The sequence below is a fragment of the Yersinia enterocolitica subsp. enterocolitica genome (genome assembly GCF_901472495.1).
Taxonomy (GTDB): domain Bacteria; phylum Pseudomonadota; class Gammaproteobacteria; order Enterobacterales; family Enterobacteriaceae; genus Yersinia; species Yersinia enterocolitica.
The window spans coordinates 3911228-3925613 of sequence record NZ_LR590469.1 but is presented as its reverse complement, the minus strand read 5'-3'; the positions used below and the strand labels follow the sequence as shown (position 1 = coordinate 3925613).

Here is a 14386-nt window from a genome sequence, read left to right as displayed (position 1 = left end):
GCTACATATTTGGGGGTCACAAATTTTCCGAACCGAGCAGACCCCCTTTCTGACCCCCAGTGATGATGGCAGCCAATGGACGTAAAAATACTAGAATGGATAAATGGCAAAAACCACCAGAATGTTACATGCTGTTTTATAAAGACTTTTGCGGAGGAAAATGGACTTTACTGGACGATAGGCAAAAAAAAAGCCACCTTGCGGTGACTTGATTTTCATACTAATGGTGCCGAAGGCCGGAATCGAACCGGCATGCCTCGCGGCGGTTGATTTTGAATCAACTGCGTCTACCGATTTCGCCACTTCGGCACTGAAGTAGTATGCGGAGAACGAGGTGAATTATACCTACCCGAAGTCCGCATGCAACTGTTATCCCACCAAGTTTAGTCTAAGTGTTGAAAAAACCGCCATCAACGCCGTTTTAGCAGCAAATAAACACTGATTAGGAGGAAAAGTATACTCGGTAACAGCGCGCCGATGACTGGTGGAATGCTGTAAACCAAGCTAAGCGGGCCAAAAATCTGATCCAACACGTAGAAAACAAAACCAAAGAAGATACCGGTAACTACCCGAACCCCCATTGGTACACTGCGTAATGGGCCAAAAATGAATGACAACGCCATCAACATCATTACGGCAACGGAGAATGGCGCAAATATCTTGCCCCACATATTCAATTCATACCGACTCGACTCCTGCCCGCTTTGCCGCAGATATTTGCTGTAATCGTGCAACCCGCTAATAGAGAGCGAATCTGGGTTCATGGCAACCACCCCCAACTTCTCTGGCGTCAGGTTGGTCTTCCATTCACCGGTTAGTGTCTGCGAGCCAGTCACCTTATTTGGATTGCTTAAATCAGACTCATCAACCTGCGATAAACGCCATAGGTTGTCTTCAAAAGTTGCGGTGGCTGCATAGCGAACAGAGAGCAAGCGATCTTGTTGATCAAAATGATAAATATTCACCCCGGTCAGTTCTTTATCACCCGACACACGCTGGATATAAATAAAGTCAGAGCCGTCTTTTGCCCATAACCCAGATTGCGTTGACAACAACGAACCGCCATACATTTGCTGCGCACGGAAGTTACGCGCCATCTGCTCGCCTTGCGGCGCAACCCATTCACCGATGGCCATGGTCAGCAATACAAGTGGAATAGCTGTTTTCATCACCGAGGCGGCAATTTGCATGCGGGTAAAGCCCGAAGCCTGCATTACCACCAGTTCACTGCGTGTAGCCAATGTACCCAGCCCCAGCAATGCACCCAGCAGCGCTGCCATCGGGAAGAAGATCTCGATATCTTTAGGAATGCTGAGCAAGGTGTACATGCCAGCAGATGCTGCTGAGTAATCGCCCTGCCCGACTTTACGTAACTGATCGACAAACTTGATAATGCCGGACAACGATACCAGCATGAATAGCGTCATCAGGATGGTATTGAGGATAGTCCGTCCGATATAACGGTCTAATACACCAAACATCAGGCAGCACCTCTCAATCGAGCACGTAACTTACGAGCCGGCAGGCCATCCCACAGGTTCAATATCACCGCAAGAGCCAGATAAGCACCATTTACAGCCCACATCCAGATCGAGGGGTCCAGCTTGCCACTACTTGCATTAGAACGCAGGGAGCTTTGTAACAGGAAGAAGATTAAATACAGTAACATAGCGGGCAACATACTCAGTACACGGCCCTGGCGCGGGTTAACCACACTGAGGGGCACCACCAGCAGCGCCATGACGATAACCGACACAATCAGCGTCAGACGCCAATGAAACTCGGCGCGGGCATCGGGCTGATGCGAACGCCACAGCTGTTTCATGGTCATTTGGTCAGCCGCATTATTATTTTGTTGGACTTCCTGATGACCAATAATGGCCTGATAATCGACAAAATCAGTAATACGGAAGTCGCGCAACAATGCGGTGCCTTCATAGCGGGTACCTTTATTTAAGATAACCACTTGCGAACCATCAGGCCGTTCGGTCATGTAGCCACTATCAGCTACAACTACGGAGGGGCGCTGATTACCGTTTGGCCGCAATTGTGCCAGAAATACACGGTTAAACTCTTTGCCCGTCACATTACCGATAAATAAGGCTGAATTGCCATCAGTTGAGGATTTAAACTGCCCACCAGCCAAAGCGGCCAGACTAGGGTTGGCTCTGGCGTCGTTCAGCACTTCGTCTTGATGTTTAGAAGACCAAGGGCCAAGCCAAATAGTGTTGACCGCCGCCAGCGCAGAAGTGACCAGCGCCAGGATCAATGCAGCCATAATCAAGGATTTCTTGCCCATGCCGCAGGCATGCATCACGGTGATTTCACTCTCCGTGTACAATTTACCTAGCGTCATTAATAAGCCAAGGAATAAGCTTAACGGCAGGATAAGTTGTGCCATTTCCGGCACACCGAGCCCTAAAAGGGATAAAACCAGGTTTGTCGGGATTTCACCATCGACCGCAGCGCCTAATATCCGTACTAACTTCTGACTAAAGAAGATTAATAGCAGGATGAACAGAATCGCAATTTGGCTCTTAAGTGTTTCCCGTACCAGATATCTAATGATGATCACGCTAATACGCCTGTGAAAACTTGTCTTTTTGCAGGAAAATCGATAGTTTCATCGTTAATCCGCCATTTATTCTCATCATATGGCAACCTTCACAGCTAAAATAGTATTACAGCATCTAGCGTTTAGGTGTCCTATAGGAACATGCTTATAGTCGCCAAAACAAAACAACTTATGCCGTTAAGGTTAACACACGTCGTTAACACAACGGAGAGAGATCGTTGCGGAGCGCTACATTCTAGCGGTAGCTCCCGCCTTTGTCTTTAAGATTCAGGAGAGTGCATGGAGTTCAGTGTAAAGAGCGGCAGCCCGGAAAAACAGCGTAGTGCCTGTATTGTAGTCGGCGTTTTCGAACCTCGTCGTCTATCTCCCATTGCCGAACAACTCGACAAAATTAGTGATGGCTACATCAGCGCTTTATTGCGCCGTGGTGAACTTGAAGGCAAAGTCGGGCAGACGCTATTACTGCACCATGTGCCGAATATTCTCTCCGAGCGCATCTTGTTAATTGGCTGTGGCAAAGAGCGTGAGCTTGATGAGCGCCAGTACAAGCAAGTGATCCAGAAGACCATCAATACCCTTAATGACACCGGATCAATGGAAGCCGTTTGTTTCCTGACCGAGCTGCATGTTAAAGGCCGCAATACTTACTGGAAAGTGCGCCAGGCAGTAGAAACAGCGAAAGAGACACTTTATACCTTCGATCAGCTTAAAAGTAATAAAACCGAGCCGCGTCGCCCATTACGCAAGATGGTATTCAATGTGCCCACACGCCGCGAATTGACCAGCGGTGAGCGCGCAATTCAGCATGGTCTGGCGGTAGCATCCGGTATTAAAGCGGCGAAAGACTTGGGCAATATGCCGCCAAATATTTGTAATGCCGCCTATCTGGCTTCGCAAGCACGCCAGTTAGCCGATGCATTCAGCACCAATATCATCACTCGCGTGATTGGTGAGCAGCAAATGAAAGAGCTGGGAATGCACTCCTATCTTGCTGTAGGCCATGGTTCACAGAATGAATCATTAATGTCGGTGATAGAATATAAGGGTAATCCAAACCCGGACGCTAAGCCAATTGTGCTGGTGGGCAAAGGGTTGACCTTCGATTCTGGCGGTATTTCCATCAAGCCAGCCGAAGGCATGGATGAGATGAAATACGACATGTGTGGCGCTGCAACTGTCTATGGCGTAATGCGTGTAGTGGCCGAGCTGCAATTGCCATTGAATGTGATTGGTGTATTGGCTGGCTGTGAAAATATGCCAGGTGGCCGCGCTTATCGCCCAGGCGATATCCTCACTACCATGTCTGGTCAGACAGTTGAAGTGCTCAATACTGATGCTGAAGGCCGTCTGGTGCTGTGCGATGCATTGACCTATGTTGAGCGTTTCGAGCCAGAAGTGGTGATTGATATCGCGACCCTAACAGGGGCGTGTGTTGTGGCATTAGGCCATCACATCACCGGTTTGATGTCGAATCACAATCCATTGGCTCACGAGCTGATTGGGGCATCCGAGCAAGCGGGTGACCGTGCATGGCGTTTGCCACTGGGTGATGAGTTCTACGAGCAACTGGATTCCAATTTTGCCGACATGGCAAATATTGGTGGCCGTGCGGGCGGTGCAATTACCGCCGGTTGCTTCCTGTCACGCTTTACTCGCAAATACAGCTGGGCACATTTGGATATCGCGGGCACGGCATGGCGTTCAGGTAAGAACAAAGGCGCAACTGGCCGTCCAGTCGCGTTGTTATCCCAGTTCTTGCTTAACCGCGCAGGGTTAAACGGCGACGATTAATCGTTTGATGTATTCCATTTGATATACACCCAAAGTCATTGGAGTTGCAGGTAAGCAGCAAACGAACTCATCCCGATGAGCTTATTCAAGTAAGTGATTCGGGTGGGTGAGAGCAGCTAACAAACCTGCGGCTTCAAGTACCAAGGGTGTAGAGAACCTATGAAAAACGCCACGTTTTATTTGCTCGAACACGACACGCCCGCTGGTGAGCTGCGCGCTCATGAGGCGTTGGCCTGCGAAATTGCGGCCGAGCGTTGGCGGGCAGGCAAACGGGTACTGATCGCCTGTGAAAGTCAGGAACAGGCCCAGCGGCTGGATGAAGCGCTATGGCAACGGGCACCTGAGCAATTTGTTCCCCATAATTTGGCGGGTGAAGGGCCAAAGTATGGCGCACCAGTCGAACTGGCTTGGCCGGAACGACGTGGAAATTCCCCCCGCGACCTGCTTATCAGCCTGCTACCAGAGTTCGCAGGTTTTGCCACCGCTTTCCATGAAGTGGTAGACTTCGTTCCTTACGAAGAAAATTTGAAACAGTTGGCGCGCGACCGATATAAGTCTTATCGCAGCGTCGGCTTCCACTTGACCACGGCAACGCCGCCAACTAATTGAACTAAAAAAGAAAATGGAAAACACACCTTCTAATATCGACAAAACTGAGCCGTCCCTCGATAAAACATACAGCCCGCAAGAAATCGAACAGCCGCTGTATGAACACTGGGAAAAACAGGGTTATTTCAAGCCGAACGGCGATACCAGTAAAGAAAGCTACTGCATCATGATCCCGCCGCCGAACGTCACCGGTAGCCTGCACATGGGCCATGCGTTCCAACAAACCATCATGGATACCTTGATTCGTTATCAACGTATGCAGGGCAAAAATACCTTGTGGCAAGCCGGGACTGACCATGCAGGTATCGCGACCCAAATGGTGGTTGAGCGCAAGATCGCCGCAGAAGAAGGCAAAACTCGCCACGATTACGGCCGTGACGCATTTATCGATAAAATCTGGCAATGGAAAGGCGAATCTGGCGGCACCATTACTCGCCAAATGCGCCGTCTGGGTAACTCCGTGGATTGGGAACGTGAGCGTTTCACCATGGACGATGGCCTCTCCAATGCGGTTAAAGAAGTGTTTGTCCGCCTGCACAAAGAAGACTTAATTTACCGTGGCAAGCGCCTGGTGAACTGGGATCCAAAACTGCGCACTGCTATCTCTGATCTGGAAGTCGAAAACCGCGAATCGAAAGGCTCCATGTGGCATCTGCGTTATCCGCTGGCCGATGGTGCTAAAACTGCGGATGGCAAAGACTATCTGGTGGTCGCCACCACGCGTCCAGAAACCGTGTTGGGTGATACTGGTGTTGCAGTCAACCCGGAAGATCCGCGTTATAAAGACTTGATCGGCAAAGAAGTTATCCTACCGCTGGTGGGTCGCCGTATTCCGATCCTCGGTGACGAGCATGCCGACATGGAAAAAGGCACCGGTTGTGTAAAAATCACGCCAGCGCACGATTTTAATGACTATGAAGTCGGTAAACGCCACGCCCTGCCGATGATCAACATTCTGACTTTCGATGGTGATATCCGTAGCGAAGCGGAAGTATTTGATACCAATGGCGAAGCGACTGATGCGTGCAGCGGTGCAATTCCACAACAGTTCCAAGGTTTGGAGCGTTTTGCTGCCCGTAAAGCTGTAGTGGCTGAATTCGATAAACTTGGCCTGCTGGAAGAAGTCAAAGCCCACGACCTGACTGTGCCTTATGGCGACCGTGGCGGCGTGGTTATCGAGCCAATGCTGACTGACCAATGGTATGTTCGCACCGCTCCGCTGGCTAAAGTGGCAATCGAAGCTGTCGAAAATGGCGAGATCCAATTCGTACCGAAGCAGTACGAAAATATGTATTACTCGTGGATGCGCGATATCCAAGACTGGTGTATCTCCCGTCAGTTGTGGTGGGGCCACCGCATTCCAGCCTGGTATGACGAGCAAGGTAAAGTGTATGTGGGCCGTGATGAGGCTGAAGTGCGCCGCGAAAACAACCTGGGCGCAGACGTGGCATTGCGTCAAGACGAAGACGTGCTGGATACCTGGTTCTCCTCTGGCCTGTGGACTTTCTCCACTCTGGGCTGGCCTGAGCAAACCGAAGCACTGAAAACCTTCCACCCGACCAGTGTTGTGGTCAGTGGCTTTGATATTATTTTCTTCTGGATTGCCCGCATGATCATGCTGACCATGCACTTTATGAAAGATGAAAATGGTAAGCCGCAAGTGCCATTTAAAACCGTCTACATGACCGGTCTTATCCGTGATGACGAAGGGCAGAAAATGTCCAAGTCGAAAGGCAACGTCATTGACCCACTGGATATGGTTGATGGTATCTCGCTGGAAGAATTGCTGGAAAAACGTACTGGCAACATGATGCAGCCGCAGCTGGCGGAGAAAATCCGTAAGCGCACCGAGAAGCAGTTCCCGAACGGTATTGAGCCGCACGGTACAGATGCTCTGCGCTTTACACTGGCGGCATTGGCCTCCACCGGCCGTGATATCAACTGGGACATGAAGCGCCTGGAAGGTTATCGCAACTTCTGTAACAAGCTGTGGAACGCCAGCCGTTTCGTGCTAATGAACACCGAAGGACAGGATTGCGGGCAGAATGGCGGCGAAATGGTACTGTCACTGGCTGACCGCTGGATTCTGGCTGAATTCAATCAGACCATTAAAGCCTACCGCGAAGCGATGGACACTTACCGCTTCGATTTGGCCGCTAATATTCTGTATGAGTTTACCTGGAACCAGTTCTGTGACTGGTATCTGGAACTGGCCAAACCGGTGATGAACAGCGGTTCTGAAGCTGAACTGCGTGGAACTCGTCATACTCTGATTGAAGTTCTGGAAGCCCTGCTGCGTTTGGCACACCCAATCATTCCTTACATCACAGAGACCATCTGGCAGCGAGTCAAAACCCTAAAAGGTATTACTGCGGACACCATTATGTTGCAGCCTTTCCCGGAATATGACGCCAGTCAGGTTGATGAGAAAGCGCTAAGTGATTTGGAATGGATCAAACAGACCATCATCGCAGTGCGGAATATCCGCGCAGAAATGAACATCGCGCCGGGTAAGCCGCTGGAAGTGATGCTGCGTGGTGCCAGTGCTGAAGCCCAACGCCGTGTGCTGGAAAACCAGAGTTTCATCCAGTCGCTGGCGCGGTTGTCCTCTCTCACCCTGTTACCTGAAGGTGATAAAGGCCCGGTATCGGTGACCAAATTGGTTGAAGGTGCGGAAGTGCTGATCCCAATGGCTGGCCTGATTGATAAAGCCACCGAACTGGAAAGGCTGGCAAAAGAAGTGGCTAAGCTGGAAGCTGAAATTGAGCGTATCGAAGGCAAGTTGAGTAATGAAGGTTTTGTGGCGCGCGCGCCAGAAGCCGTGGTTGCCAAAGAGCGCGAAAGAATGGCAGCCTGCGCTGAAGCCAAACAGAAGTTAATTGAGCAACAAGCGACTATCGCCGCACTGTAATTAACCTGAGATTCAACAGCAAAATAGAAACAGCGGACTATTTAGGTAGCCGCTGTTTTTTTATCATTGTATTAATTCAGCGCCATACCCTAAATAATTCGAGTTGCAGGAAGGCGGCAAGCGAGATAGTCCCGATGAACTTATTGTAGTAAGTGACTCAGGTTATTGAGAGCAGCCAACGCACATACAGCTTGAAGTATGACGGGTATAGATGGTATTACAGATTATTACTAAGTTATTACCTTTAGGTTTAAAGAGTATGACCACAGCCACACCTATCCGCCTGCTGGTACGCCCCATCACCGTAGCAGACAACCTCGCTATCGCTAGTGTCATTCGGGACGTTTCGGCTGAATTCGGCCTGACTGCCGATAAAGGCTATACCGTGTCTGATCCCAATTTAGATCACTTATATGAGCTGTACAGCCAGCCACGTAGCGCTTACTGGGTGATTGAAGTCGACGGAAATATTGCGGGCGGCGGTGGCGTGGCACCTTTGTCGGGTGGTGAAGCGTCTCTGTGTGAATTGCAGAAAATGTATTTCCTGCCGATATTGCGCGGCAAAGGGTTGGCTAAGCAGTTGGCGTTACAAGCGCTGGAATTTGCCCGTCAACAGGGCTTCAACCGTTGCTATCTGGAAACCACGGCCAGTTTGACCAGTGCGGTAGGCTTATATGAAAGATTGGGTTTTGAGCATATCAATGGCCCAATGGGAAATACCGGTCATGTGGATTGCGAAGTAACTATGCTGAAAACATTGTAATAAGTCAGGGTGCATTGCGCCCTGAGATTATTGACAGCACTTTTATAGTACTGTGAGTGAAGGGTTGACCGCACCTCGGGGCGCTCCGGTCGCTTCCGCGACTACGACCCCAACGGCACGTTTTCCCTTCATCTGACTTTGCCTGCAGTCTAAGGGCGCATCAAGCGCCCTGATATTATTAACTGGCAAATGCCGCTAACACCGCTATAGCGTCAAGCACCAAGGCGATTACCCAAAGTCATTGGCGCTATAGCAAGGCAGCAAACGAGCAAATCCCGATGAGTCTATTTATGTTAAGGTCAACGGACAGTCAGTGATTCGGGTGAGCGAACGTAGCTAACAACCCTGCGGCGTCAAGGACAAAGGGGAATTAGTGACGCTTACCGTCGTCATCTTCATCCACTAACTCTTCGTCGTCGAACTCGCCGTCTTCATCATCTTCTGCGTTAGGATCTTCATAGTAAGTGCCCCAACCGTCATAATTCACGCCACAGGTTTCAGCTAGTGCAATCAGCTGTTCAACCTGCGCATCAATAATTTCAGCATTCAGCGCAACTTCGCTGATCACATCACAGCACATCACCACTGAGCCATCTTCGACTTCCAGCTCTTCAGCATCTGTTACTTCATAACCCAGTTTGAATGCTTCTACGGCCGCTTTTTCCAGCACTTCGAACTTCTCGGCTGAAAGGTGGTGTTCAATGGTGTACAGCGCATCCGGATCGCTGCCATCTTCCAGCAGTTCTTCGATGATCAGGCGGGTCTCGTCACGTTGTTCGTCTAGCATTTCGCGGTTTGCCATGCCTTTATCCTCAGTCAATGGGCTTAGTATGGCGCTATTTTCCCACACCCACGCCGTTGCCTCCACTACAAACGAGAAAGATTTATTGATTGGGGTTGTAATTGAATATTTATACGTATAAATTGAATTTAAATTCAATTGGACTATTCAGGATGCAAAAGATGAACACCATGAGTCAGTTCTATAAACGTCACTTTCTAAGGTTACTGGACTTTACACCCGCCGAGATTACAGCCCTGCTAGAGTTGGCCGCTTACCTGAAGCAAGCCAAGAAATCCGGCGGTGAGAAACAAAAATTGATAGGTAAGAATATCGCGCTCATCTTCGAAAAAGACTCGACCCGTACTCGATGCTCTTTCGAAGTTGCCGCATATGATCAAGGTGCGCGGGTGACTTATCTCGGCCCAGGCGGAAGTCAAATAGGGCATAAAGAATCAATTAAAGATACCGCCAGAGTATTAGGCCGGATGTATGACGGTATTCAATATCGTGGTTACGGCCAAAAGGTGGTTGAAACATTGGCTGAATTTGCCGGCGTGCCGGTATGGAATGGCCTGACCAATGAATTCCATCCAACCCAGTTACTGGCCGACTTACTGACTATGCAGGAGCACTTGCCGGGTAAGCCATTGAGTGAAATGAAATTTGCCTATCTTGGTGATGCACGTAACAACATGGGTAATACCCTGTTAGAAGCGGCCGCTCTGGTCGGGATGGATTTACGCCTGGTCGCGCCAAAAGCCTGCTGGCCGGAGGCCGAATTAGTCGCCGCTTGTCAGGTGCAGGCCAAAAAGACCGGCGGTAAAATCACCTTGACCGAGGATATTGCCGAAGGCGTAAAAGGGGCTGATTTCTTGTATACCGATGTATGGGTTTCGATGGGCGAACCGAAAGAAGTCTGGCAGGAGCGGGTTGCATTGCTCAAGCCCTATCAGGTCAATATGGATGTGGTGAAACTGACCGGCAACCCACAGGTTAAATTCCTTCATTGCTTGCCAGCATTCCACGATGATCAAACTACCGTCGGCAAACAAATGGCGGAACTTTATGACTTACCGGGCGGCATGGAAGTGACCGACGAAGTATTTGAATCGGCTCACAGCATTGTATTTGATCAGGCCGAAAACCGCCTGCACACCATCAAAGCTGTGATGGTTGCGACATTGGGAACAGCATAAAAAACAAAGGCCGACCATCTGATGTGTCTGCTTTTAATTATTTTCACACCTAATCAATAAGCGTTATTGGCGCAGGCAGATTGAGTGCGGACAGCGCGCAGCCAACGGAGCATACACGGAGTATGTGACGGCGGCGAGCACTGCCCGAAGCTCAAGCTGGCAAGTAAAATAGCTTATTTTACCGCCAACTTAACTACGGCTTTCCGTACCCGCGCCGGTTCGCCCACTGCACATAATGGTTTATGCACTTCTCCTGGGTAGAACACCACGAAATCACCGGCTTGCATTACAAACTGCTTCTCATCAACTCCTGCTGGTAAGAACGCAATATCTTTGTCTGCTAACCAGTCGGTATCGGGTTTGCCAGCAGGTAAGTTACTGAAAGTCATCCCCTCAACACCCGCCAGGACTATCTGAATATCCAGATATTTAGCGTGATATTCCGCGCGGCGGTTTTCCAGATAGTCAGTGCTGTCATTGGAAATCAATACGAACAGGTTATTGCCATCAATATCATGTTTACCCAATGGCGTTTCTGCTGTGATGTGACTTTTCACATATTCAATAGCTTCTTTTAATTGCGCAGGCAGATAAGGCAATAATTCCAAATGATGGATGTTTCCGGTGATCATAGTTTTCCCTTCACATAAGTAAAATGAAATGATGTTTCATTATAACCATTTCATTCTATCTTTAGTGGGAAGTCTCTAACATTTATTTATCTGGAATAAAGATTGTAGTGCTGCTGGGCGAGTTAATAATCATTACTTTTTTGTAATATTTCTTTATCACTAATTGTTATAACAAATAACTGTTGAGACTTTGACCACAGACAGGAAAGCCACTATCGTGAGAAACTGCGATGAAATAGTCGAAAAAACAATAATTTCCTAGCGATGTTAACTATCTATACTGGCTATTAACGCGAAAAATATTCGTGGTTGTAGCCCATTTCAGGGAGTCTCAATGAAAGCTAAAATTCTGTCACTGTTGGTTTTGACTGCACTATCTGGCAGTGCACTGGCAGCAACGCCACCAGATACTCTGGTTGTGGTGCAATCCCTGGATGATATCGTTAGCCTTGATCCGGCTGAAAGTAATGAGCTATCCAGTATTCAGACCGTCCCAAGTCTTTATCAGCGGCTGGTGCAAGCCGATCGTGATAATCCGGCAAAAATAGAACCCGTTCTTGCACAAAGCTGGCAAGGCGATGCTGCGGCAAAAACCCTTACGGTAAAATTACGTCCGCAGGCGGTATTTGCCTCCGGCAATCCGGTGCAAGCTGATGACGTGATTTATTCCTTTAATCGCGCAGTCAAAATGAACCGTTCACCGGCCTTTATCCTGAATGTCTTGGGCTGGGATGCGAGTAATATCGATCAGCATTTGAAGAAAATTGATAACAACACCGTGCTACTGAGCTGGAGTGCAGATGTCAGCCCCGCAGTTGCGCTGAATATTTTATCAACCCCCATTGCCTCAATTGTTGATAAAAAAGCGGTGAGCGCTAATGTGAAAGATGATGACTATGGTAATGCCTGGTTGAAAATGCATTCAGCCGGTAGCGGCCCATTCAAAATGCGTGTTTATCAACCGCATCAGGCCATTGTACTGGATGCCAATCCGACATCACCTGGTGATAAGCCACTGATTAAAAATATTATTATTAAAAACGTTCCCGATCCAAGTGCTCGTCGCCTGCTGATCCAGCAAGGTGATGCTGATATCGCGCGTGAATTAGGGCCAGACCAAACTGCGGCGCTGAAAACCCAACCAGGGATTAAAGTTGTCGAAATCCCGTCTGCCGAACAAAACTATCTGGTCTTTAATACGGCCAATCAGGCCAATCCGCTGTTGAGCAAACCTGAATTCTGGCAGGCCGCCCGCTATTTGGTTGATTATCAGGGAATTACCAAAGATTTGCTGAAAGGCCAGTATTTTGTACATCAAAGCTTCCTGCCAGTGGGTTTACCGGGTGCGCTGGAAAGCAATCCTTTCACCTTTGATCCTGCTAAAGCCAAAGAAATTCTGACTAAAGCCGGTATTAAAGATGCCACGCTGACTCTGGATGTGGAGAACAAACCGCCATTCATTACCATTGCCCAGTCGCTGCAAGCCAGCTTTGCCCAAGGTGGCGTGAAATTGGTGTTATTGCCAGCTGCGGGTAGTCAGGTGTATGGCCGCGTACGTGCCAAACAGCATCAGTCAGCAATCCGTCTGTGGATCCCGGACTACTTCGATGCACACTCAAATGCCAGCGCCTTTGCCTATAATGACGGCAAGAGCAGTACTGTTGCCGGTTTAAACGGCTGGGTTATTCCTGAGCTGAATAAACAAACATTGGCGGCAGTCGCCGAGGCTGATCCGGCCAAGCGCAGCGCGCTCTACACTCAGTTACAGGAAGATCTGCAAAAGAACTCGCCTTATATCTTTATTGATCAAGCCAAAGCACAAGTTGTGCTACGAGATAATGTAAAAGGCTATCAACAAGGTCTGAATGCAGATATGGTCTATTATGACCGTGTCAGCAAATAGCCTATTCCCTGCGTACTTGAAGTTGCAGGGTTGTTAGCTGCGCGAACTCACCCGAATCACTTACCAGTGTAAGCTCATCGGGACTCGTTCACTTGCCGCCTACCTGTAACGCCAAGTTCTTGGGCATAGCTGGTTGATAAATTTATTTGTGAAATAGTGAGTTGCTAGTTGATGTCTGTCGCACTAAATAATACGCCGGGAACCCTATCCCGGCGTCGTCTTTGGGGGTTCTTACAGGGATTATTCACCCTGGCCCTGACCTTATTCGGTCTACTGGTTATCACCTTTTTCCTGTCGGCGCTGTCGCCGGTGGACAGGGTGCTGCAAATCGTGGGCGACCACGCCAGTGAGGCCACTTATCAGCAAGTTAAACAACAACTTGGGTTGGATAAACCTTTACCGGTTCAGTTCTGGCATTATCTGGAGCGGCTGGCTCATGGGGATCTGGGTGTTGCCAGCGCCAGCGGTCAGCCGGTATTACAAGATCTGCTGACCGTTTTCCCTGCCTCATTGGAACTGGCAACATTATCGCTAGTAATTGGCGCAGCACTGGGCATTATCCTCGGCTTATTGTGCGCGCGCTGGGCGGGTAGCAAACTGGATGCCACTATCCGCTTTATCACATTGCTGGGGAATTCGGTTCCTATCTTCTGGCTTGGCCTGCTGATGCTATTGCTATTTTATGCACGCCTGCAATGGAGCCCCGGCCCCGGCCGTCTTGATGATATTTATCAATATACCGTGGAAGCGAAAACCGGTTTTGCCCTGATCGATACCTGGCGTTCAGGTGATGCTGGTGCCTTTAGTAATGCTCTGGCTCATTTGATCTTACCGGTTTCCCTGCTGTCTTATTACGCGCTTGCCAGCATTACTCGCCTGACACGTTCAGCTTGCCTGAGTGAACTGAATAAAGAGTACATCACGCTGGCAAGGGCCAAAGGTGCGGGTGAGATGCGGATTTTACTGACGCATGTGCTGCCGAATATCCGTGGCACCTTACTGACAGTGATTGCGCTGGCCTATACCAGCATGTTGGAAGGCGCGGTGCTCACCGAGACCGTTTTTGCCTGGCCGGGTATTGGCCGCTATCTGACCAGCGCGCTGTTTGCCGGCGATACCACCGCCATTATGGGCGGAACACTGCTGCTTGGTATGTGCTTTATTTTGATTAACAATGTGACGGATCTGCTGGTCCGCTTGCTGGACCCGAGAACGCGCTGAT

At 49.3% G+C, this 14386-nt stretch carries 11 protein-coding genes and 1 tRNA gene; 7 read left to right on the top strand and 5 right to left on the bottom strand.

The genetic code is table 11. From position 1 onward, the window contains the following. Positions 1-224 precede the first annotated feature (224 nt). The 3 genes from FGL26_RS18595 to lptF form a co-directional block, all read right to left on the bottom strand. A tRNA-Leu gene (locus FGL26_RS18595) sits at positions 225-309 on the bottom strand. A 101-nt stretch (positions 310-410) separates the two neighbouring features. Beyond that, positions 411-1481: an LPS export ABC transporter permease LptG gene (gene lptG / locus FGL26_RS18590; protein WP_005175277.1), complete on the bottom strand. Its 1071-nt coding sequence runs from the start codon at positions 1479-1481 to the stop codon at positions 411-413. Next, positions 1481-2575 carry an LPS export ABC transporter permease LptF gene (gene lptF, locus FGL26_RS18585; protein WP_005166255.1) on the bottom strand — a complete coding sequence of 365 codons (1095 nt, stop codon included), beginning with the start codon at positions 2573-2575 and terminating at the stop codon, positions 1481-1483. Before lptF ends, lptG begins: the two co-directional genes overlap by 1 nt. A 279-nt stretch (positions 2576-2854) precedes the next feature. Between lptF and pepA the strand changes: the two genes are divergently transcribed. The 4 genes from pepA (at position 2855) to FGL26_RS18565 (ending at position 8649) form a co-directional block, all read left to right on the top strand. Continuing rightward, the gene (gene pepA, locus FGL26_RS18580) at positions 2855-4366 is read left to right on the top strand and encodes a leucyl aminopeptidase (protein ID WP_005175279.1); all 1512 of its coding nucleotides are present in this window, start codon (positions 2855-2857) and stop codon (positions 4364-4366) included. 159 nt (positions 4367-4525) lie between these two features. Next, on the top strand, positions 4526-4975 hold the full coding sequence (locus FGL26_RS18575) for a DNA polymerase III subunit chi (RefSeq protein ID WP_002209309.1): 450 nt from the start codon (positions 4526-4528) through the stop codon (positions 4973-4975). Between the two features lie 13 nt (positions 4976-4988). After that, a complete protein-coding gene (locus FGL26_RS18570) occupies positions 4989-7886 on the top strand; it encodes a valine--tRNA ligase (RefSeq protein WP_005175282.1) in 2898 nt (965 codons plus the stop codon). A gap of 259 nt (positions 7887-8145) precedes the next feature. After that, positions 8146-8649: a GNAT family N-acetyltransferase gene (locus FGL26_RS18565; protein ID WP_005175284.1), complete on the top strand. Its 504-nt coding sequence runs from the start codon at positions 8146-8148 to the stop codon at positions 8647-8649. 370 nt (positions 8650-9019) lie between these two features. On the opposite strand, the gene rraB is transcribed toward FGL26_RS18565, so the two are convergent. Then, on the bottom strand, positions 9020-9451 hold the full coding sequence (gene rraB / locus FGL26_RS18560) for a ribonuclease E inhibitor RraB (protein WP_005175286.1): 432 nt from the start codon (positions 9449-9451) through the stop codon (positions 9020-9022). Positions 9452-9621: 170 nt separating this feature from the next. Between rraB and argF the strand changes: the two genes are divergently transcribed. Continuing rightward, positions 9622-10629 carry an ornithine carbamoyltransferase gene (argF, locus tag FGL26_RS18555; RefSeq protein WP_005175288.1) on the top strand — a complete coding sequence of 336 codons (1008 nt, stop codon included), beginning with the start codon at positions 9622-9624 and terminating at the stop codon, positions 10627-10629. A gap of 173 nt (positions 10630-10802) precedes the next feature. Here the strand turns inward: argF and FGL26_RS18550 are convergent, their stop codons facing one another. After that, positions 10803-11261: a NanQ anomerase/TabA/YiaL family protein gene (locus FGL26_RS18550; protein WP_005175289.1), complete on the bottom strand. Its 459-nt coding sequence runs from the start codon at positions 11259-11261 to the stop codon at positions 10803-10805. Positions 11262-11595: 334 nt separating this feature from the next. Here FGL26_RS18550 and FGL26_RS18545 point away from each other — a divergent pair, with 334 nt between their 5' ends. Together FGL26_RS18545 and FGL26_RS18540 are read left to right on the top strand one after the other, a co-directional pair. Continuing rightward, positions 11596-13164: an ABC transporter substrate-binding protein gene (locus tag FGL26_RS18545; RefSeq protein WP_005175291.1), complete on the top strand. Its 1569-nt coding sequence runs from the start codon at positions 11596-11598 to the stop codon at positions 13162-13164. 171 nt (positions 13165-13335) lie between these two features. Further along, positions 13336-14385, top strand: coding sequence for an ABC transporter permease (locus FGL26_RS18540; protein ID WP_005175293.1), 1050 nt, complete (start codon positions 13336-13338; stop codon positions 14383-14385). Position 14386: the final 1 nt, after the last annotated feature.

Bases quoted from the DNA above. Each gene is read 5' to 3' on its own strand.
- lptG (WP_005175277.1), bottom strand. From the start codon at position 1,481: ATGTTTGGTGTATTAGACCGTTATATCGGACGGACTATCCTCAATACC.
- pepA (WP_005175279.1), top strand. From the start codon at position 2,855: ATGGAGTTCAGTGTAAAGAGCGGCAGCCCGGAAAAACAGCGTAGTGCC.
- FGL26_RS18575 (WP_002209309.1), top strand. From the start codon at position 4,526: ATGAAAAACGCCACGTTTTATTTGCTCGAACACGACACGCCCGCTGGT.
- FGL26_RS18570 (WP_005175282.1), top strand. From the start codon at position 4,989: ATGGAAAACACACCTTCTAATATCGACAAAACTGAGCCGTCCCTCGAT.
- FGL26_RS18565 (WP_005175284.1), top strand. From the start codon at position 8,146: ATGACCACAGCCACACCTATCCGCCTGCTGGTACGCCCCATCACCGTA.
- rraB (WP_005175286.1), bottom strand. From the start codon at position 9,451: ATGGCAAACCGCGAAATGCTAGACGAACAACGTGACGAGACCCGCCTG.
- argF (WP_005175288.1), top strand. From the start codon at position 9,622: ATGAGTCAGTTCTATAAACGTCACTTTCTAAGGTTACTGGACTTTACA.
- FGL26_RS18550 (WP_005175289.1), bottom strand. From the start codon at position 11,261: ATGATCACCGGAAACATCCATCATTTGGAATTATTGCCTTATCTGCCT.
- FGL26_RS18545 (WP_005175291.1), top strand. From the start codon at position 11,596: ATGAAAGCTAAAATTCTGTCACTGTTGGTTTTGACTGCACTATCTGGC.
- FGL26_RS18540 (WP_005175293.1), top strand. From the start codon at position 13,336: ATGTCTGTCGCACTAAATAATACGCCGGGAACCCTATCCCGGCGTCGT.